General features: G+C 37.7%; 13 protein-coding genes and 1 pseudogene. 6 read left to right on the forward strand and 8 right to left on the reverse strand.

Going from position 1 to position 21,911, the window contains the following annotated elements; genetic code table 11:
- Nucleotides 1-272: 272 nt before the first annotated feature.
- From fdxA to dnaQ, 3 genes are all read right to left on the reverse strand, one after another.
- Complete coding sequence (gene fdxA, locus ACEYX7_RS03375; protein WP_374804799.1) at nt 273-596, reverse strand: ferredoxin FdxA; 324 nt, start codon at nt 594-596, stop codon at nt 273-275.
- A 248-nt stretch (nt 597-844) separates the two neighbouring features.
- A complete protein-coding gene (locus tag ACEYX7_RS03380) occupies nt 845-2,503 on the reverse strand; it encodes a hypothetical protein (protein WP_374804798.1) in 1,659 nt (552 codons plus the stop codon).
- Between the two features lie 143 nt (nt 2,504-2,646).
- Nucleotides 2,647-4,143 (reverse strand): DNA polymerase III subunit epsilon, encoded by a 1,497-nt coding sequence (dnaQ, locus tag ACEYX7_RS03385; protein ID WP_374804797.1) that lies wholly within the window; start codon nt 4,141-4,143, stop codon nt 2,647-2,649.
- A gap of 364 nt (nt 4,144-4,507) precedes the next feature.
- Between dnaQ and ACEYX7_RS10945 the strand changes: the two are divergent.
- The 5 genes and pseudogenes from ACEYX7_RS10945 to ACEYX7_RS03410 form a co-directional block, all read left to right on the forward strand.
- Nucleotides 4,508-5,570: pseudogene (locus ACEYX7_RS10945) on the forward strand (transglycosylase SLT domain-containing protein); the annotation flags it as partial.
- A gap of 1,776 nt (nt 5,571-7,346) precedes the next feature.
- Nucleotides 7,347-9,212 carry an extracellular solute-binding protein gene (locus ACEYX7_RS03395; protein ID WP_374804795.1) on the forward strand — a complete coding sequence of 622 codons (1,866 nt, stop codon included), beginning with the start codon at nt 7,347-7,349 and terminating at the stop codon, nt 9,210-9,212.
- Between the two features lie 4 nt (nt 9,213-9,216).
- Nucleotides 9,217-10,278: an ABC transporter permease subunit gene (locus tag ACEYX7_RS03400; RefSeq protein ID WP_374806870.1), complete on the forward strand. Its 1,062-nt coding sequence runs from the start codon at nt 9,217-9,219 to the stop codon at nt 10,276-10,278.
- Between the two features lie 11 nt (nt 10,279-10,289).
- A complete protein-coding gene (locus ACEYX7_RS03405) occupies nt 10,290-11,357 on the forward strand; it encodes an ABC transporter permease (RefSeq protein ID WP_374804793.1) in 1,068 nt (355 codons plus the stop codon).
- Complete coding sequence (locus ACEYX7_RS03410) at nt 11,357-12,958, forward strand: ATP-binding cassette domain-containing protein (protein ID WP_374900203.1); 1,602 nt, start codon at nt 11,357-11,359, stop codon at nt 12,956-12,958. Before ACEYX7_RS03405 ends, ACEYX7_RS03410 begins: the two co-directional genes overlap by 1 nt.
- A 13-nt stretch (nt 12,959-12,971) precedes the next feature.
- Here ACEYX7_RS03410 and ACEYX7_RS03415 read toward each other — a convergent pair whose 3' ends face one another.
- The 5 genes from ACEYX7_RS03415 to ACEYX7_RS03435 all read right to left on the reverse strand — a co-directional run bounded on the left by ACEYX7_RS03415 (nt 12,972) and on the right by ACEYX7_RS03435 (nt 17,500).
- Nucleotides 12,972-14,126, reverse strand: a complete 1,155-nt coding sequence (locus ACEYX7_RS03415; protein WP_374900205.1) for a DUF1615 family protein — start codon at nt 14,124-14,126, stop codon at nt 12,972-12,974.
- A 148-nt stretch (nt 14,127-14,274) separates the two neighbouring features.
- Nucleotides 14,275-14,931, reverse strand: a complete 657-nt coding sequence (locus ACEYX7_RS03420) for a toxin-antitoxin system YwqK family antitoxin (RefSeq protein ID WP_374804790.1) — start codon at nt 14,929-14,931, stop codon at nt 14,275-14,277.
- A gap of 92 nt (nt 14,932-15,023) precedes the next feature.
- Nucleotides 15,024-15,659 carry a toxin-antitoxin system YwqK family antitoxin gene (locus ACEYX7_RS03425; RefSeq protein WP_374804789.1) on the reverse strand — a complete coding sequence of 212 codons (636 nt, stop codon included), beginning with the start codon at nt 15,657-15,659 and terminating at the stop codon, nt 15,024-15,026.
- Nucleotides 15,660-15,755: 96 nt separating this feature from the next.
- Entirely contained in the window at nt 15,756-16,547 is a 792-nt protein-coding gene (locus tag ACEYX7_RS03430) for a type III pantothenate kinase (RefSeq protein WP_374804788.1), read from the reverse strand.
- Nucleotides 16,548-16,627: 80 nt separating this feature from the next.
- Nucleotides 16,628-17,500: a biotin--[acetyl-CoA-carboxylase] ligase gene (locus tag ACEYX7_RS03435; RefSeq protein ID WP_374804787.1), complete on the reverse strand. Its 873-nt coding sequence runs from the start codon at nt 17,498-17,500 to the stop codon at nt 16,628-16,630.
- A gap of 724 nt (nt 17,501-18,224) precedes the next feature.
- Between ACEYX7_RS03435 and ACEYX7_RS03440 the strand changes: the two genes are divergently transcribed.
- On the forward strand, nt 18,225-21,752 hold the full coding sequence (locus tag ACEYX7_RS03440) for a S8 family serine peptidase (RefSeq protein WP_374900207.1): 3,528 nt from the start codon (nt 18,225-18,227) through the stop codon (nt 21,750-21,752).
- The last annotated feature ends 159 nt before the right edge of the window (nt 21,753-21,911 follow it).

Here is a 21,911-nt window from a genome sequence, read left to right on the forward strand (position 1 = left end):
TGGCGTTTAGATTGTATTGATACCCTGTTCTTCTATTTTATGTGGATTTGTGCCATTTATTAATTTCTTTTGCTATAGCAAGCAACCCATCACTAGTAGGGCTAAAGACCTTGGTTTGGCTGCAATGATAAAAGAATGAGGCATCTAAAATCCTTGTGTTTAAGATTGTTCTATTCATCAACAAATTATAAAGACTCATTTGACTTTAGCAAAGCAGTAAAAAAGCCAAAGCTTAAACTTTGGCTTTTGCTATACGATGCTACAAAAATAAATTAACGCTCTAAATATTGTAGCTTATCAGATTTGCCATTCCATTCTTCGCGGTCAGCAGGTTGGTCACCAATTTGCGTGATGTTTGGCCAAATCTGTGCCAATTCAGCATTCAGTTCAATAAAGACTTCTTGACCTTCTGGTAATTCATCTTCTGAAAAAATCGCATTGGCTGGACATTCAGGCTCACACAAAGCACAGTCGATGCATTCGTCTGGGCTGATGACCAAAAAGTTTGGACCTTCGTAGAAGCAGTCTACAGGACAGACTTCAACACAGTCTTGATATTTACATTTAATACAATTTTCAGTAACAACAAAAGTCATGGCAATCGTTATCCAATTTAAGCGGGATTCAAAGTGCTATTTTAAGGAAAAATCTGCAAACAACCAATCTTTTTTATTGATATAAATTATCAAAGCTGCTGTAAATTTGGGCATATCGATGATAATTTAGCTAAAAATGACTGTAAATAGGCAATTTTATATGTTTTTGAAGATTTGCTGATAAATAAAGCCAAAAAAATGCCCCAAGCAGAATCACTTTGGGACATTTTTTTCAAAGACGTTTGCGATTAAGATACAAGGCTCTTTTCAAATTTGACTAAGCTTTCTTGACCTAGACGCACAGTACGTTCAATTTGTGGCTGTTGAGCTTGGACTTGTTCAAAGTATACATCAGCTGTCACGATTGCATTGGCAAGTAAAGCCAGTTGCTCTGCATTCAAGCTTTGTTTTGGTTCGATGACTTTGCTCTCCAAAGTATCGGCGATTTGTTGGATATGGCTAGATAACTTTCTTGCTTCCATAAACAACAATGCACCTGAAACGCTTTGCAATAATTCTGGTACTGGGTACAAATCTTCGATTTCTTGTGTTTGAGCATATCGAACTACGTTGTCATTGACTTGTTGAAGGCTGATACGTGCCTCATTAGCCAAGACGTTTTGTGCTTCTTCCACTTTCGCCAAAGTGATTTTGGTGTTATGGAAATTTGACTTCAAGCGGTTAGGTGTGTAATTACGTTCAAGAATTTGCAAAGAGTTGGTTGCAAACAACAGAGAGTTGATCATTTCATTAGCATGTTTTGCATTTGAAAAATCAAGCTCATTATCTTTGATTTTTTGTGCTTGAGTATACAGTTCTTTTGCAGCATCATTGAGATTGATGACATCCAAGACACGTGCTGTTTCTTCAAGGCGTTCTAAAATAGCTTGACGCTCTTCGTCCGATAAGCCTGATTGAGACAGTTCAAGTTTGTGTTGGATTTCTTGAAGATATTCGCTGAGCAGAGAAACTACAGTCTGAACCGTATTCAAGTCTGGACCAAACAACTGACGGCTTAACACTTCGATTTGACCATCACTCAAAATTTCATCATTGATTGGTAATTGCTTACGAATCGCCAATGCTACATCGTCATCTTGGCTCAAGCAAAGACCTAGCACATCTGCATAGTCTTTTGATGTTGCAGAGAAAAGCTTAGGGTTTTGAAGGAAGCTACTTAATTGACGTTCGAAGTTGGTCAAAACGCGTAAACGTGGTTCAGTCAGGATAATATTGTCAAGATTTTCAAGTGCTAAACATGCAAAGCTCCAGTAAGGATGATTGCTCAAACCTTCTGATTTTTTTGTAGCATATTTTGCACATAAAGCAATCGCTTGGAAATCTAATTCTGTATCTTTGTTTTTTAAGATATTTAATAAACTAAGGCGATATAGACGGCTGACATATTGTGATTCAGGCAAATTCTCAATTTGTGGATGTTGAATACTAGGCAACATCGCTTCTAGGTGAGGTGCTAAAAATTCACCTTCACGGCTCAATGGTAAGCCCAAAGCCATCTCTAGACGATTCATCGCTGGTACTAAAAATTGTGGTGCTGTGGTTTCACCAACTGCCAAGAAATTCACATAACGTTTGATGATAATGGTTGCTTCACTCATCGCTGCAACGTCACTTTCTTTTAAAGTGTTTTGTTGAGAATCATCAATGACTTTATGCATCACTTTGGCAGTTAATTCTGTTAACTTACCAAGGTAGTTTTGTTCGATCAAACGAAAAACGTCAGCGGCTTGTTCTAAAGTAACCAATGCGTCATCAATACCAAAAGGCATAGAACCGTCTTCTACCAGACTAGTGACTGCATTTTCGACATTTTTAATGATATTTTCTATTTCTGGTTTGACAATAAGTAATGATGTCGAATCAAAATGAGTTTTGGATTGAGACATAGGTAAAGACCTTTCCTTTATTGATTGTTGCAAATGAGTGGATAGCCACTAACTTAAGTTACACGTTCGCTATACAATAGCATTATCTAGGTTTAAGATAAAGTAAATTGTATCACAAAAAATACAGAATTATCGCTTTTGATTTAGCTTGGCAAGTCATTTTCATCGGATAAATATTTAGCAAAAAGACTGGCTTTGCCTTGCTTCTTCGCAAATGTATCCAACCATGCTTGATGTGCCGCTAATTCCGCTTGATTCGGTAAAACGATTTTGCTTCTTTTAATCGACTGCGGCGTATTGCGCTGCTGTTGCTGATTTTGTCTTTGGTGATTTTGCTGAAATTGGTCGATATCCAAACTAACTTGACCACCTGTCATCGCCAAATAGACATCTGCTAAAATCTCTGCATCCAGTAATGCACCGTGGAAAGTACGATCTCGTTGTACGATTTCATAGCGTTTTACCAATGCATCTAAGGAGTTTTTTTGTCCTGCATGTTTTTGCTTTGCCATCGCCAAAGTATCGGTCACACGACACAAACTAGATAGTTTTGGCATACCTACACGGTCAAACTCAGCATCCAAGAAGTTCATATCAAAGCTGGCATTGTGTGCCACAATTTCAGCACCTTTAAGATAATCCTGCAAAACTTGTGCAATCTGCTCAAAAGTCGGCTTATCTGCCAAAAATTCATCACTAATACCGTGAATATTTGCGGATTCTCCCACTTCTTTAAGTGGATTGATATAAATATGAATAGAGCTACCAGTCAGTTTACGATTAATCATTTCTATCGCACCCACTTCAATGATGCGATCGTCCTGATTATAATAAAAACCTGTGGTTTCTGTATCCAGTATCAACAGACGTTCACCCTGTAACTGCTGCGTTGCAGGCGTAATATGGATGTGCGATTGCACTTCTTCTGGGCTGAGTACAGTATTTTTGGCTTTGGTTTTCTTACGTGTTTTTTTTGCTTTTTCTGTGACTTCAGTGGCGTCTTGATTGTCATCTGTGATGTGTTGATTTAAGCTGACATTTTCAACATTTTCAACATTTTCAACATTTTCAACATTTTCAACATTTTCAACATTTTCAACATTTTCAACATTTTCATCCAAGCCAAAGGGATCGTTGAGCAGCCAGTCATCCTGATCTTGCAACGAAGTTTTTACTTCAACACGAGTTGGTGTAGGTGATGCAATATGAGAATTTTCAATTTGATCTGCACCTTGATTGGCTAAAGCATCAGCACGCTCATTACCAACATGTCCAGCATGCCCTTTGATCCAATGCCAACTGATTTTTCGACCCTGACAGGCATGATCTAGTGCTTGCCATAAATCTGGATTTTTGACGTCTTTCCAGTTTTTTTTCTTCCAACCATCGATCCATTCTGTGATACCACGCTTGACATAATTGGAGTCGGTATAAACAAGTAGTTCGATGTCTTTTTCGCAGGCAGATATTCCTTTGATGGCTGCGGTCAGCTCCATACGATTATTTGTAGTTAATTTTTCACCACCACATAAATGATTGATTTCTTGCTCTGTATGATCGCAGATTGAGACCCCCCAACCGCCAACGCCAGGATTACCACGACAAGCGCCATCAGTATATAAAATAAGCTGTTTAGCCATCTTTCTCTCAAATTTTTAGCAAGATAATGCCGATATTGTATTACTTTTTTGAAAAATCGGCTATCTATAAACAAGTTTGACAGATCTTTATGTAACAAAATGCAGATCAATGAAGTGGTTTGCAATCATTATTTCTAAACTGTCGCTCTTATGATTTGTCTTTATTTCTTGATATTTTTTATTTTATTTTACTGATAGTTAGCGATTTGGGTTAAGTTAATAAAGTTATACACAATACTAAAATTTGTGTAAATTATGTGCATTGCTTAACAATCCATATCCTGTGTTCAATAAAAAAGATGTTTGTATTTGGTGATAACTGTTTTAAAATACCGCCAATTATTGCGAAAAATTTGGATTCTTTATGCGATCAAATAATTCATTTGCACCAAACTCAAACACAGCTAAAACATTACGCTTTACATTTTTGACTGCATCTTTAGCATCTATGGGTTTATTGGTGGGTTGTAGCTCGACACCAAGTACAGCGAATAAAGCACAGACGAAACGCGTCCCTGTAGCACAAACCACTACTGCTAACACAGATGTAGATATTGATGCTGAGCTACTTGATGCCGATAGCTTTGATGGATTAGAGAGTTTATTGTACGCTACAGATATGCGTGCGGTAGAGAATGATCGCTTACAGATTTTACGCCACGGTGATGTATGGAAACGGATGACCGTTGGTTTTAAAATGGATTTAGACAATACCAATTCACGTATTAGTGCACAGCGTAGTTGGTTTATCAGTCGTCAGCCGTATATTGACCGCTTGAGTGCGCGTGCCAGCCGTTACTTGTTTTATACTGTACGTGAAGCTGAGCGTCGTGGTATTCCAACCGAATTAGCATTGTTACCTGTTATTGAAAGCTCGTACGACCCAGCAGCAACCAGTGGTGCGGCAGCAGCAGGTCTATGGCAATTTATCCCGAGTACTGGACGTATTTACGGCTTACGTCAAAGTGATATGTACGATGGGCGTCGTGACGTGGTGGAATCAACACGTGCGGCATATGAGTTTTTGACTTCTTTATATAATCAATTTGGTTCTTGGGAATTGGCATTGGCTGCATATAATGCTGGTCCTGGTCGTATTCAACAAGCGATTAACCGCAATGCCGCAGCAGGTTTACCAACAGATTATTGGTCATTACGTTTACCAACAGAAACGATGAACTATGTACCACGTTTCTTGGCAGTTGCACAAATTGTTAAAAATCCAAATATGTTCGGTGTGACTTTACCACCGATTGCAAACCGTCAGCATTTCCGTGAAGTGACTGTACCTGGTGCGATTGACCTTGATGAGTTGGCAGGTTTGACTGGTCTAGAGCGTAGTGAATTATATGCTCTAAACCCTGCACATCGTGGTAATTATACTGATCCATTGGCGCCGCCACGTGTACTCATTCCAAACGATGTTGCACTGTCTGTTGATAAAAAGATTGCGAAGATGCGTACAGTATCTGGCACAGGCGGAATGTGGACTGGACAAGCAAGCTTACCTGCCTATACTCCTACAGTTGTACAAAATAATCTACCTACTGTACCATCTACTGTTACAACATCCATTGCAACAGTAACTACACCTGCTGTGAATACGCCACCAGTGAGCGTAGTCAATCCTAGTCGTCCAGTCGTTGCGAATAATGCAACTGTAATCGAAGATCCTTTGGCGACCAAGGTGAGACCAGTAGATATCAGCACTATCCAAACACAAAATATGATGGATGATTTGCTAGAAGGTGGCGAGAAACAAATCACTTATGCTTATCCAAAAGCGGTGGCAGAATCTATCGTAAAAGAAGAAAGTGCTACCGCAAGACAAGCAAGTGCACCTACAACTGCACAGAACAAAAAAGCTGTAGCAGAAAGTAAAAATGATGTCTTTGTTGCTGTGCCTCAAGGTAAACGAGATGTGTATACTGTACAAGCTGGTGATACACTATCTATCTTGGCGACACGCTTTGGTGTCAATATGCAAGACTTGGCACGTTGGAACCAAATCAGTATCAATGGCAACTTGATGGCAGGCACTCGTTTGTATGTATATAATGCCAAATCACCTGTCAATCCAGCCCCGATACGTGGCGATCGCTATGTGGTCAAAGCCGGTGACACATTAAGCTCAATTGCACAACAAGCCAATATCAGTATGGCAAAATTGGCAGAGTGGAACGACATCAGCAATGGCCGTGTACAACGTGGTCAAACGCTTACTTTGGTAGAGCCTAAGCGACCAGCTGCTCCTGCAACAAATAACGCTCCAGCGACACGTACACCAACAGATAGCTATACTGTAAAACGCGGTGAAACTTTGCAAGCGATTGCCAATCGTTTCAGTATGTCTACAGCGGAGTTAGCAGCATTAACACCAAGCATTAATGCAAATACTCGTCTTAATGCAGGTCAAAGAATCAACGTGCCAAAGCAACTGGTTACAGCCAATGCACGCGAAACCAAGACCAAAACAACCTTGACAGGCTATGAACGTTTAACTGACTATAAAGTACAGTCGGGAGAAACATTGCAAAGTTTGGCAAGAAAGTTTGATTTATCAGTACAGACTTTGGCAAGTTTGAATAAGATAAGCACTACTGCACGTCTGCAACGTGGTCAAAGCCTAAAAGTGCCTGTAGTGGCAATTCCAAGTAACCGTGCAAATGCATCTACACCACCACCACCAACAGCTACGACACGTAACAACAGAGCTGAAGCTGATGCAAGAGCCAGTGACACTAGCACCAGCACCGCATCACGCTATCGTGGTGCAACAGAAAGCTACACTGTAAAAGCAGGTGAGTCACTCAACAGTTTGTCATCACGTTATAAGATTTCTGTTAGCCAATTGGCAGACTTAAATAATCTCAAAGCCAACACGGGTCTGCGTGTAGGACAGACTATCCGTGTGCCTAAACTAACGCAAAGCTATACTGTAAAATCAGGCGATAATATGATTCGTGTTGCACGCCAATTTGGCATTAGTGTTGCTCAACTTGCTGAAATGAATGGCTTAAAACCAGACAGTAACCTACAACGTGGTCGTACAATTACTGTACCGAGCAAATAAGCGGTCTATATGCTACAATCGAAAAGGGTTTGTTCGCAAACCCTTTTTATCATTTCTAATCAATAATTTTGTATGGATTAATTATCTTGAAACTTATTCTCTCCAATTTTAAAAATAAAAGGTAATATGTATGTTAAAAAATTCCCAATATATTATCTTATTTTTAACTGTTTTTATTCAGACCAGTTTATTTGCTGAAGTTCAAGATTATCACTATATTGCACTGAATCAACAGCCACTTTATCTCAATCAGACAAGTTTACCCTATGCCAATCCTACTGCACCCAAAGGGGGAGAGATTCGTTTTTCGGTACTTGGTGGCTTTGATAATCTCAACAGTATGAATGGTCAGGGTAGTGCGGGCGAAGGTGTCCAGCATCTTTACGATAGTCTGATGCAAGGCTCTCGTGATGAATCAGGTGTAATGTACCCTTTGCTGGCAGAGAAAATCAGCTACGATCCGAAGCAACCTAAATTTGCAGTATTTTATCTTAACCCGAAGGCAAAATTTAGTGATGGCAGTCCTGTAACGGCGGAAGATGTCGTATATACTTTTCACACTTATCTGAAAGATGGTGCGATGGGATTAAAATTATATTTTGCTGATATTGAAAAAATCACTGCTTTAGATAAAAGTCGTGTACGTTTTGATTTTAAAACTGATAAAAACTTAGATATGCCAAAAATTGTAGCTGGTATTTCTATTTTTTCTAAAAAAGACTTAATCAATCGAGAAAAAAATCATATTCCATTTACTCAATCTAGCCTGATTGCACCAATCGGTAGTGGTGCATATATGCTCGGTCAAGTTAATGCGGGTCGCAGTATTGAATACGTGCGTAATCCAAATTATTGGGCAAAAGATCTGATGCAAAATCGGGGGGCTTATAATTTTGATAAAATTAAATATTTTTATTTTCGAGATGATACGATTGCCTTTGAAGCTTTTAAAGTCAATGATTTTGATGTTCAGCAAGAAAATATTGCCAGACGTTGGGCAACGGCTTATGATTTTCCTTTAATGCAAAATCATCATATTAAAAAACTGAGCTTTACCCGACATTATCCGATTGCGACACAAAGCTATATTTTCAATACACGCCGAACACCTTTGGATGATATTTATTTTCGTCAAGCGTTAAGCTACGCCTACGATTTTGAATGGCAAAATAAGACTTTGTTTTATGGACAATATCAACGTTTACAAAGTTATTTTGATGGTAGTGAATTGGCAGCCACAGGTACACCAAGTGATGAAGAATTAGCTATTTTAAAGCCATTATTTCCTCGACTTGAAGGCCTACAACGTCGTGCAATTTTATTGCCATGGAGATATCCTATTTCTGATGGCAGTGGTTTTCATCGCTATCATTTAATGGTGGCATATTTCTTACTCAAAAATGCAGGCTATCAATATAACTCACAGGAGCAATTATTAGATAAATCAGGGCAACCTATTCAGCTTGAATTTTTAATTGACGATGATAATTTACAACGTGAAATCATGGCTTACGCACGCAATCTAAAACGTTTGGGCATTACATTGCTTATTCGAAAAGTAGATACTGCACAATATAATGAGCGTAAAAAGAATTATGACTATGACTTAATCAATAATATTTTGCCACAAAGTTTAAATCCAAGTAGTGAACAATCACGCTTTTGGACAACAGCCTCTGCATTACAAGCAGGTAATTATAATTATGCTGGAATTCGGTCACCAGAAGTTGATTTAGTTGTACAGCGTTTAATCCAAGCCAAAGATCGTAATGATGTGATTACCACTACCAAAGCATTAGATCGGTTATTGCGTTCGGGTTATTATCAAATTTTGACTTATGGTAATCCAAATACATGGTATGCATATTGGGATAAATTTGATTATCCAGCAGTTGCACCAAAGCTAAGCTTAAGTTTTGATTATTGGTGGTATAATGCTGATAAAGCAAAACAAATTAATCAGAAGCAAAATGATAATGGTCTTTTAATGAGATAATATGATGCAAAATTATATCGTAAAAAGGCTATTATTTATTATACCTACCTTGGTATTGATTTTGGGTTTAAATTTTTTAATTATTCAGCTTGCACCAGGTGGGCCAATAGAGCAAGCAATGCAACGTATTGCTTTATTTCAAAATCAATATGGTGTAGATTATCAAGTCAATCAATCTTTACCAAAAAATAGTGCAATCTCACAAGGAATACCAGTCGAAACACTAGATAAATTAAAACAATATTATGGCTTTGATCAAAGTTTATCACAACGTTTTTATATGATGTTAAAAAATTATTTTAGCTTTAATTTTGGAGAAAGCTTTTTTTTAGGTAAATCAGTAAAAGAGCTCATTTTACAGCGTTTACCGATTAGTTTTGCACTAGGTTTTTTGAGTTTAATTTTTATATATAGTATTGCCATACCACTAGGTATTTACAAAGCCAAATATCATCAAACAAAACGTGATCAATTTTCATCATTATTATTGGCAATGTTATATGCGATTCCAAGTTTTGTGATTGCATTATTGTTACTGATTTTATTTGCCAGTGGACAACATTGGCAATGGTTTCCATTACAAGGCATGATGTCGGAGAGTTTTTCTGAATTAACACTATTAGGTAAAGCAAAAGATATATTATGGCATTTGGTTTTGCCAGTATTTGCAATCGTACTCACAAGTTTTGCCAGTTTAACCTATTTGACAAAATATGCTTTTTTACAGGAATTTTCAAAGTTATATGTCAAAGTTGCATTAGCAAAAGGATTGACTGAACAACAAGTTTTATATAAACACATATTTCGAAATGCGATATTATTAATTATTGCCACTTTACCAGAAACTTTATTGGCATTGTTGTTTGCAGGAAACGTATTTGTAGAGATTGTATTTAATATTCAAGGTTTGGGTTTATTAGGCTTTGAAGCGATTGTACAGCGTGATTATCCAGTCATTTTTGCAACATTATATATTTATACTTTACTGGGATTGGCTTTAAAGTTATGTGGTGATATTTTATATCATCTGATTGACCCGCGTATTGATTTCGATGTAAGGGCATAGGACGTATAAATATGTATAATAATATTCATATCAAGCCACAATCAAGAATAAAAAGATTTTGGATGAATTTTAAAGAAAATCGATTGGCGATATTATGTGCAGCATTATTTGCTTTGATCTGTTTATTGAGTATCTTAGCACCAGTGATTGCAAATGATAAACCAATTATTTTGAAATATCAGCATAGTTATTATTTCCCAATCATCAAAAATTACCCAGAAACCACATTTAATGGTGTGTTTCCTACTATAACCAATTATCAAGATCCCGTGATTCAGCACAATATTTTAAAGCAGGGTTGGATGATATTTCCACCATTACAATATGCTGAAAATACTGCTAATTTGCAGCTCAATCAACCTGTGCCATCGCCACCAAGCTCGCAAAATTTATTGGGTACAGATAATCAAGGGCGAGATGTATTAGCTCGGCTTTTATATGGCGTGCGATTATCATTATTTTTTGCAGTGACTTTGACAATATTATCTACCATAATCGGTATTGTTATTGGTGCATTACAGGGTTATTTTGCAGGTTGGTTGGATTTAATCGGTCAGCGATTGATTGAGATATGGTTAGGTTTGCCATATTTATTTATTATTATGATTATAGTCAGTTTATTCCGCCCGAGTCTTTGGATATTCTTTTTGATTATGCTCAGTTTTAATTGGATGATTGTAGCAAATTTAGTACGTACAGAAGTATTAAGAATTCGAAAATATGATTATATTCGCTCGGCTCAAGTTTTGGGTTTCTCAAATACAAAGATTTTATTCTCACATATTTTACCCAATGCATTAAGCTCGACCTTGTCCCAGCTACCATTTTTATTTACAGCACAGATTACTGCAATCACCGCTTTAGATTTTCTAGGCTATGGTTTACCTGTTGGTTCGGCATCATTAGGGGAGTTACTGCAACAAGCACGTAATCATTTGGATGCACCATGGTTAGTATGGTCATCATGTTTGACCTTATTATTGATTTTAACTTTATTGATTTATTTGGGTGAAGCTTGCCGTGATGCTTTAGATCCACACCAATATAAAACTCAACATCATCATGGGGAGTATAAATAATGAATGATAAAATACTTAGCGTAAAACATTTAAATATTCACTATGCTGATAGACAGATTTTAAAAGATATTGAGTTTGAATTATATCGAAAAAAGTGTTTGGCTATTGTTGGAGAGAGTGGCTCGGGTAAATCAGTATTGGCTTTGGCACTGATAAGATTATTAGACAAATATTTTAAAGTGTCAGGTGAAATGATTTTTTATCCGCATAATATAGCGGAGAATATAGATTCTGTTGCCCATCATCAACCTCAAGAGATGGATTTATTGGCATTGTCAGATGGTGAGTATTATTGTATTCGTGGTGAATCAATTGCGATGATATTTCAAGAGCCAATGACGGCATTAAATCCTGTGCAATCTGTGCAACAAGCGATTATAGAAATATTTAAAAAAAATCATTTACCCAGACACCAATACCAATCCGAATTATTAATCTTATTACAAGATGTAGAATTATGTTCAACGCAAGATAATATTGCAGATATTCAGCATTTATTAACATCTTATCCGCATCATCTTTCAGGTGGACAAAGACAAAGAGTAATGATTGCGATGGCAATTGCTAATCGTCCAAAAATATTGATTGCTGATGAACCAACCACTGCATTGGACACTCAATTACAAATGAATATCTTAAATTTATTAAAAAAACTACAAGATAAATATCAGATGGCAATGATATTAATCAGTCATGATTTGAATTTGGTACGTGATTATGCTGATGATGTTTTAGTGATGCAGCAGGGTAGTGTTGTTGAATATGGCTCTTGTGAAAATATATTTTACCAACCAAAGCATCAATATACGCAACATCTACTGGATATTGATTTTGGAAAGCCGATTTTTAATTCAAAATCTAATGGTCATCTGATTTTAGAAATCAAAAAATTAAATATCCAATATCCAAAACATAAAACTTGGTTTTGGCAAAAAAATCATTTTTATTCTATTCTTAATCAAGCAAGTTTGGTTATTTGTCAAGGTCAAGCAGTAGGTATTATCGGTGCAAGTGCATCAGGTAAAAGTAGTTTAGCTTTGGCATTAATGCGGTTGATAGATAGTCAAGGTGAAATTTTATTTTATTTGGATAAAGAAAAGCATATTGATTTAAATCAGTTAAGCCAAAAGCAATTACGCGTTTTACGCTCACAGATACAATTGGTTTTTCAAGATCCTTATGCCAGTTTAAATCCACGCCATACTATCGCAGAGCTGATTTTGGATGCTTATATTTACCATCAGCCAAATCGAGAGAGTGGGCAAGATTTGGAACAACTATTACAGCATCATCTTGAGCAAGTGGGCTTAAGTTTAGATTTACAGCATCGTTACCCACATCAGCTTTCAGGTGGGCAAAGGCAACGTGTAGCTTTGGCAAGAGTATTGATTCTCAAGCCAAAATTGTTGATTCTAGACGAACCGACCTCGGCATTGGATCGGCATCATCAATCAGAAATTATTCAACTACTTAGACATTTACAACAAACCGAACAGTTGAGTTTATTGGTAATTAGCCATGATAGGGTAGTGATTGATGCTTTATGCGATACCGTTTATCAATTAGAAAAGGGTCAATTATCGCTACAAGCACCGTTTTAGAGAAGCTTATCAATTACAGACGTTTAGCACGGCTCATGCAAGTGGTATAACGCTTATTGACATTTTCTGCATACCAATTGGTCTTTAGATCTCTAGATACTTTCGGACCTGTAATTGCGACTTGTGGCATGATGGCATAAGGTGCATTTTTTTTGAATTTTGCCTCATATTTTAGCCGTATATATTGATATGTTGCAGTATTTTCAAAGTCTTGCGTTTTTTCCGTTTTGAGATCACGGCGGATGGCAATCGGATTTGGTGCATTAGTATCTTGTGAAAAATAGCTCATCAAAACATCTTCAGTAGTGCTTTTTTGTACCAATGGATCACCGCCTTTATCATAAAGCAATAAATCACCATCAAGGTCTAATTTTACCCCAGTTAACTGCGATAACATCTGCTGAAATGATGCATTTCGACTCGAATACATGCCTGCATTATAATCGGCAAAACGGTATAAAGGCTTATCATATTTTGCTTGATAGAGCATTAGACGATGAATGCCATAATATAAACCGCCATTGCGTGTATAAAGGTCATCACGCAATTGATTGACATTCATCATGTTACGCTTATGGGCTTTGGCGTAATCGATATGTACTTGCATTGACCCTAAAGTACTGACTGGATTGAAATTTTCAGCAATATCTTGCCCGACCAATTTGGTGATGTTGGTCAATAAATTCACCTTATAAGTCTTGGTATAATAATCAAACATTTCTCGATAAACCATGTCAAGTTCTTGTTCAGTTTTGACACGGCTGATTTGTTTGAGATAACTATTTTCAGGAGTGGGCTTGGTGTTGAGCATATTTTCAAAATAGCCACCCATGGTGCTACCCAGTTTTTCATCAAGTTGTTTTTTGATTTCTTTGACCGCAGTTTGTCCTAGACCTGATACTGCAGGACTGGCATTAAAGTTAGATTCTTGGTCAATGATAGCAATGATGGTACACATATTTTCAGCATTAACAGGGATTTTAAACTGTTTGCTGATATTGATCATATCACTTGCCCAAGCCTCTTTGTCTTTACGTGCAGGCATAATCTGACTGACTTGTTTGACACTGAGTTCGTTGCTCTCTTCACTAAACACATTGCGATCACAACCTGCTAATAATATAGTCAGGCTAGAGAGCAAAAATACCGAACGCATTGCACTTTTCATTGCACAATATACCTAAAAAAGACAGAGAAAAAAGACCCAGCTAGCTTATGCTAAAACTTAAGCAGCAGCTAGTCTGGGATTGTATGATTTTTTTATAATTATGATGAAATCTAGACGAAAATGAGGCAATAAACTATCATCTACATAATCAATAAAGTATACCGTTAATTTCGCTGGCTACACCTTTACTTTCATCTTCATCGTCGATGGTCGTACCATCTTCATGCCAGCCTTTGACATTTATTTGCTCATCATCACTGTCAAGATCATAGCTGACAGCACGTTTGCCATTTTCATAGAAATAATCATAATGCTTGGCTTTTTGAATAATGGCTAATTTTCCTGATGGATAGTAGGTAAAAGATTGCCCGATCAGCTCACTATTTTCATAAGTAGCACGACGTGACACAGTACCATCTTTGTAATACACAACAACAGCACCGTGCGAACCTAAATTGTTAAAATTACTCAGACCTTCAAAACTTGAAAACCACATAGGGTCAGTTTGCTTGGTATGATTGGCATACATATCTTGTACCAAATAATGTCCTGCAAAATTACGTCCCAAAAGCACGCGATAATAACCGTCTTCGCTCAGTTTGTTTGAGACTTCACCATCTGCATCAAAGTAGTACAAAATAGGTTGCGTTGTACTGGTTTTGTATTGGCTTAAATCTGTCGTGCTTGCTGTTGCTGTAGTATTGGCAAAAACTTGTGTAGTAGAAAAAGCAGTAACGCTTAAGCCTAAAGCTAAAATGATTTTTGCCAAGTGATGGCGGTTGTGAGATAAAAATAAATTTCGCATCATAAATTCCTTGTGTTATTAATGAACAAGACAAAGTTAAACAGTTTATTCATCAGGGTTTTCGCACTACAACTTGTTGTAGTGATATCAGATTAAGAATAGCCTTGCATACTTTTTTCGATATCGTTAACGATCGTATCTATGTCGTCAGTTTTTTGACCTTGTTCGTCCCATGCCTTATAAGATGTAACTTCATTATTTTTGTAATTGACTTCTGCAGCAGGTTTGCCATTACGATAGTAGTAACGATGCTGTTCTGTTGAACCTTTATTTGTGATTCGCATCATCAATTCGCCTGTTGGATAAAACTGCTGTCCTTCACCAACTGCCTTGCCACGATTATAACGCTGAGTTGATTTGACTTGTCCATTATTGTAGTAATTTTTTAGCTCACCATGCACATGATCGCTACCAAACTCAAGCAATCCTTCCGCTGAAAATGACCAAATGGGCTCCATTTGTTTTTGCTGACTTTTCACAAAAAAATCTTGTATCAAATAATGCCCTTGCGAATTGCGTCCAAGCAATAAACGATAGTAACCTGTCTCACTTGGTTGTTGCTCCAGTTCACCTGCTTCATCAAAATAAGCGACAATGGCTTGATTTTTATACACTTCACTGCCAGCGATTTTTTGATTGACAGCCACTTCAGCTGGTGCTGCCATAGCCAAACTTGATAAACCTAACGCCAAAGTCAATACCAGTGTTTTGCGAGTTATTTTTAACATACGATACCTTTAAATCAGTTTCTATCCGTTGTTGTTACTGTGATGTATTATGCAATAGTTTATAAAAAAAGCAAATTATATTAGAACTATTCTGCCCTAATCGCATTGTATTTGCTGTCCTACATAGTGCTTTAATCCTTGTAATAACAAATCTGGGATGATCTTCGGTTGATATTGTTGTAAAAATGGTAAAAATACTTTTGCATCTCCTCCTGTCAAAATCAACTGATAATCTTGATGTGCTTGCATGACGTATTGAATTGCACCAAGCAAATTCAATAAGATGCCATGGTGTACTGCGTCACTTGTATTGCGACCAGTGTTTAGATTATCAAAAGCTTGTGCTGGGATTTTGATACCTTTTGTACCTTGTGTGAGTGCATCACGCTGTAAATATAAACTTGGTAAAATATATCCTCCAAGATGTTGATTGTGATCAAGTAGATCGATGGTAAGAGCTGTACCACAACCAACAATACAATATTTTTTAGGTAGTCGTGTCATCGCGAGTACTTGCAACCAACGGTCAATCCCTAGCTGTTTTGGGTTGTCGTAGCCTGTAATGAGATTGGCATATTGTGCATGCACTTGAGCAAAATAAATCGGTGTATTTAAGATGCTGAGTAATTGTTCTATACGCTGATTGGTTTTTGGATCTAATACGGATGAGATACCGATGCTATGAATATTGAAAGCTTGAAAATGCTTCATCAAGCCAAGTAGTAGATCTACAGGTGATTGGAGATGTAACTCTGCAATATACTCTATGAGCTCATCATTGCTGTTTGTGAGCCAATATTTCAATCGTGTATTACCCAAATCAAGCCAAAGTTGACAAACCGACTGTTGTACGATGGCTTGTTGGGCAAGGGAAATATATTCTGGCATAGCATAGACCTGAGTAATAAAAAATAAAAATCTTCAAACAGCAAATTAAAACAAAAACAGCCTACCATTAAACCAAAAAATTAATCATTTACCAAGCTCAATCGCCCATCATAACAACGTATGACGTCCTGTTCGCTGGTTTTTATACGCATTGCACCCGTGTCATCAATACCTAAAAACTGACCAACGATATGCTGTGTTTGTCGCTGTACTTGAACCTGCTCACCCAAAAATGCGGCAATTTTATTGAATCGCTGTGCTAAGTTAGGACTGTCTTGTTCAAAGTTGATCTTGGCGAGCATAATTGCCTGATAGATTTCTACAATAAAATCATTCAAGTTGTTTATAGATAGACCTAGCTCAGCTAAGCTGGTCACACTTTGTTGAATATCCTGATGGTGTTGGATGGCAAAACGATTCATTCCAATACCAATAATGATAGGTTGAGTGCCCAACTGCTGATTAAATGCCAAAGGCTCAATCAACATTCCTCCCCATTTGCCTAGCGGGCTATATAGGTCGTTTGCCCACTTCAATTGAATATGCTTTTGGTGTTTTAATCTTTCTAGACTGGGCATATCGAATAATTGTAAACCACATTCTAAAGCAAAGCGTCCGTCCAAGCGACATTCTAAAGGCAGTAAGATACTCAAAAATAGATTGCCTTGTTCGGAGTGCCATGTCCGATGCTGTTGTCCACGCCCGTGCGACTGTTGATGACTGACGATTATGGCAGCACTGATGTCCTGATCTTTTGATAGGGATAATGCATCATTATTAGTAGATTGGGTAGATGTTAAATATATTATTTTATCTGGAAAAGGTGAATTATTAATATATCTTTCTTGATATCTAAGAAAAGATTGATATAACTGAGCTTGTGCAATCAGATCTATATTTTTAGCAAAGAGCGTAGATTGTAGGCAAGCGATTTGACTAGTTTGGGAATGCATGAGATTTGGCTATAAAATGATATTGATTATAATATCACTTTTTAAAAAAATTAAAATCACTGAGTAGATATTTTATATTTAGTATAGGTAAAAAAATAATATAATAAATAGACAATTATGTTTAAAAAAATGATACAAATAATGACAAAATTTGTCACTAAAAAACGATGAATAACTTTCTAAATTTCAAAGATGATTGTAATTTAAAATGTATTTATGATTTAAATGTAATTCAAATTTACAATAAGAAAAAAATTGTGTAATTTTTTGCCAATGATTTTTTGACGACAAGATTGTTTTTTGTGCTAAGAATGTAGATTAAATGTGAATTGTATCGCATTTTACAAAAAAAAACTGAAAATCGATTAATTTTTGCATGTATGGTTAAAAAGTGACAAATTTCGCCATTCGTAATGCTAGATGTTTGCATAGTTTTTGTCTAGAATAGCGCGATTCCGAGCCGGTTTGGAATGGGCCATATTGTTTCTGTTGTTTTGATATCAATGTGTGAATTGTTAAGAAATTTATTTCTTAATTTAATTTAGTTGATAGATTAAAATCACATTTTAATTTGGTATCGTTCAATAATAGGATCTTCCAAACAATATGGTATGTGGGTATGATTATTTTCATACTTTGACAATGACTGGGGTCATATTCTAATTGCAAATATTTTTTAGTTTAAAGCATTAGAATAATGATCTAATATGATAAAGGTACTATCATGTCGCAACAACTACTTAGCCAAAAAAGGTTTGCTTTAAGCCCAGTGGCTGTCGCATGTTTGTTGGTGGTAAGTGCACATAGCTACGCAAACACTGCGGACGAAGGCTATACTGCAAATAATACACAAGCAGCAGCAACAACGACAACGACTCGTTATACTTATACTGGTAGCTTCAACCGCTGGTATTCGTACTATTTCAATGATTATCGTAACCGCCCAGACAGAATTGGTGGCGGATATAGAGCACCTAATAGACCTGCACCTGTTGCGCCAGCACCAGTTGCACCAAAACCAACTCCTGTAGCACCAGCACCAGTTGCACCAAAACCAACTCCTGTAGCACCAGCACCAGTTGCACCTAAGCCAACTCCTGTTGCGCCAGTAGCGCCAGCACCAGTTGCGCCTACGCCAGCTCCAGTAGTGCCAGTTGCACCTAAGCCAACTCCTGTTGCGCCAGCACCAGTTGCACCAGTAACAAATGCAAACTATGTTGCACCGGTAAGCCAAGTTACTGCACCTAACTATGATCGTCGCGTAGATCCTAGCTTAGTTGCATATAACCAACAACGCCCAAGTAGTGCAAACACGCGTACTGGTTATAGCGTAATGGATAGTGTGAACAACACTAACCTTACTGAAAAATTCTTCGGTACAAGTGAACAAGGTTATGCTGACCGTTTAGCAACCTTGAAAAACACAATCGATACACGTCAATCAAAAGTTGGTGTAATCGATACTGGTGTTGATCGCAACAACCGTGACATGATCGGCGCTAACGTAAATGGCACACAAATTAAGTGTGTTTCATTAGGCCGTAACGACTGTTATTTACCAAATAACGATGCAGGTATCGTTGAGACGCCAACCACTATCGCAAGTGGTGACCATGGTACTCAAATGGCTGCTGTTATCGCTGGTAACAACGGTATGACCAATGCGCGTATCTACGCAAGTGACAGTATCGACCGTGGTTCAAACGGTGGTAACCAGTTCTTGATGATGCGTAAGTTGAACGAAACCAATGGTGTTAAAATCTTTAACAACTCTTGGGGTTCAAACAATACTGATGGTTGGTATCGTGAAGCACAACAGTTAGATTACGATCGTAACACTGGTGCTGTTTCATCAAGAACTAACAGTTATTCATTGTCAAATGCACAAATCACTTTGCCTGTTATCCACGATCTTATCTTGAATCGTGATGCTTTGATCTTAAAAGCAACTGGTAACGAAAGCAAAAATGACGCATATGATGAAAACTTAGCGCCATTATTAAACCCGAACTTCAAAAAAGGTTTTATCACTGTATCTTCACCTCGTGAAGACTTTAGTGGTGCAAACTTATGTGGTCGTACTGCAACATGGTGTGTATCTGCAACATCAACTACACAAAACTATGCAAACAACGGTAGTTTGAAAACTTACCAAGGTACATCACCAGCAACTGCACGTGTATCAGGTACTGCGGTATTGGTACAAGCTGCTTATCCTTGGATGAAGAACGAAAACATCAGCCAAACTATCTTGGGTACAGCGAAAGATTTCTCTGAAATCGCAGCTGAATCTCCACGATACAAAGGCTTGATGCGTGTAGCAAGTGTGCCACGTGGTTATTACGGTCCAACATATCGTGACAACGAAGGCAATATCTATATCCCAGGTGAAATGGATTGGCAAGCACGTCGCGTAGTTGAAAATCACAACGGTAAAAACATTACTTGGGAAAGTGGTTGGGGTCTATTAGATCCAGAATCAGCAAGTAAAGGTTATGGCGGTTTCTACTGGGATGACGTTGTTTTAGATACTAAAGGTACGCCAGTATCTGTATTCTATAACAACCTAAAAGGTGAGAAAGGCTTTACCAAAGAAGGTGAAGGTAAATTAGTATTCGTTGGTAACAACAGCTATACTGGTGACTCAATCGTTAACCGTGGTACCATGGAAATCAATGGTAAAAACGGTCCATCTCGCTTCGTTGTAAAAGGTGGTGAGTTAACAGGTACTGGTACTGTTGGTAGCATTACGCAAACTGGTGGTTGGGTAAATAACGAAGGTAACCTAAGCGTTAATGGTGATTATGTGGTAAATGTTCCACAAAATAACCAAGATGCTGGTCTTAAAGTACAGTTTGGTAACTTACTTGCAGTCAACGGTAAAGCGAAACTTGGCGGTACTTTGAACCTTACGGGTGAAACGCGTGATGGTATCATCAGTGCACAAGGTAGCCGTAGCACAGTATTACGTGCGAAAGGTGGTATCGAAAATCGCTTTGAACGTTATGGTTCTTCTAACCCATTGTTTGAAGTGGTTAATGTTGAATATACACCTGAAGTTGATAGCAATGGCCGTACTGTAGGTACTTCAAGAACGAATAGCGATGTACAAGTCACAGCACGTCGTAAATCAGCTGGTGCAGTTGCACGTACTGTAAGCTTGAATGACAGTGGTAGCCGTGTTGCAAGCAACTTAGACCGCGTCTTAAACGACTTGGATAAGAAGCAAACAACAACTGCGTTGAGCAGCGAAGAGAAGAAATTAGCAAATGATGTGTTTGCAAGTTTCGGAAACATGGCTGACAGCAGTGCAAACTATACATTAGATACTGTTGTTGCAAACCAAGAGTTGTTTAAATTTGACCCAACAATCTATGCAAACACTGCTGCAAATAACCTTGAAGAAAGTGCAAAACAAACCACTTCTTTCGCGCGTCAATTGGCAAATGTAAGTGCACCTGTTGTTTGGGGTGGCGTAACGCATCAAGCATACGACTACAAATTGAACCATGCTGACAGCAGCCGTTCAACAAACAACCTTACTGTAGGTTTAGGTAGCAAGTTAGACTCTGACATCAGCGTTGCTGCACAGTTAGATGCTGCTAAAGCTGACGTAAACGATACAGTTTATGGCGTAAGCAACAAAACTGAAAGTACATTGGTTGGTGTAACTGCTGGTGTATCAAAAGCAATTGGCGATGCGAACATTGCTGGTTGGTTAAAAGCAGGTACAGCTTCAACGAAGAGTACTCGTACTGGCGGTAACACAAATAAAGGTGACTTCAGCGGTCGCGTATTTGGTGTTGGTGCACACGTAGATCAAACTTTCATGGTTCACCCTCAATTGAGCGTAAAACCATTTGGTTTTGTTAGCCATCAAACTTACAGTGCTAAGGCTGGCTTTGATGACGGCGTAAACGTAATTGATAAATTGACTGCAAGCGACACTCAAGTAGGTGTTGGTGCTGATGTAAATTATCAAGTTGCGCCAAACTGGGACGTTTACGGTGGTATGAAAGTTTCTCAATCTTTAAACCAAGATGCTAAACTTGAAACTCGTCTAAAAAGCAAGCTTGACACTAAGTTAGATGCTTATGACAACTGGAACACTGGCAAGAGCAAGTGGTCTGCGTCTGTAGGTTCTGCTTATAAATTTACACCAAATAGCCAAATTGGTGTGAACTACGAATACACTGGTGGTAAAAACACAAGTGCATCTCGTGTAAGTGCGAGCTTAACAACGAAGTTCTAATCAGTACTTTGTGTTAAAAACGGGGGCAATATGGTGCAATACCATATTGCCCTTTTATATTGGTTATTTTCAGTGTGTTCTGTGCTTTCACTATTGCTTTCTGTTATAATTTTTATTCTATTTTCTCATTTATCTTTATCATAATCTTTTGTAATTCAG

Source organism: Hubeiibacter jixunmingi (genome assembly GCF_041928215.1).
GTDB lineage: Bacteria > Pseudomonadota > Gammaproteobacteria > Pseudomonadales > Moraxellaceae > Acinetobacter.

Coding starts and splice junctions, on each gene's coding strand:
- fdxA (WP_374804799.1), bottom strand. CDS start 596: ATGACTTTTGTTGTTACTGAAAATTGTATTAAATGTAAATATCAAGAC.
- ACEYX7_RS03380 (WP_374804798.1), bottom strand. CDS start 2,503: ATGTCTCAATCCAAAACTCATTTTGATTCGACATCATTACTTATTGTC.
- dnaQ (WP_374804797.1), bottom strand. CDS start 4,143: ATGGCTAAACAGCTTATTTTATATACTGATGGCGCTTGTCGTGGTAAT.
- ACEYX7_RS03395 (WP_374804795.1), top strand. CDS start 7,347: ATGTTAAAAAATTCCCAATATATTATCTTATTTTTAACTGTTTTTATT.
- ACEYX7_RS03400 (WP_374806870.1), top strand. CDS start 9,217: ATGCAAAATTATATCGTAAAAAGGCTATTATTTATTATACCTACCTTG.
- ACEYX7_RS03405 (WP_374804793.1), top strand. CDS start 10,290: ATGTATAATAATATTCATATCAAGCCACAATCAAGAATAAAAAGATTT.
- ACEYX7_RS03410 (WP_374900203.1), top strand. CDS start 11,357: ATGAATGATAAAATACTTAGCGTAAAACATTTAAATATTCACTATGCT.
- ACEYX7_RS03415 (WP_374900205.1), bottom strand. CDS start 14,126: ATGAAAAGTGCAATGCGTTCGGTATTTTTGCTCTCTAGCCTGACTATA.
- ACEYX7_RS03420 (WP_374804790.1), bottom strand. CDS start 14,931: ATGCGAAATTTATTTTTATCTCACAACCGCCATCACTTGGCAAAAATC.
- ACEYX7_RS03425 (WP_374804789.1), bottom strand. CDS start 15,659: ATGTTAAAAATAACTCGCAAAACACTGGTATTGACTTTGGCGTTAGGT.
- ACEYX7_RS03430 (WP_374804788.1), bottom strand. CDS start 16,547: ATGCCAGAATATATTTCCCTTGCCCAACAAGCCATCGTACAACAGTCG.
- ACEYX7_RS03435 (WP_374804787.1), bottom strand. CDS start 17,500: ATGCATTCCCAAACTAGTCAAATCGCTTGCCTACAATCTACGCTCTTT.
- ACEYX7_RS03440 (WP_374900207.1), top strand. CDS start 18,225: ATGTCGCAACAACTACTTAGCCAAAAAAGGTTTGCTTTAAGCCCAGTG.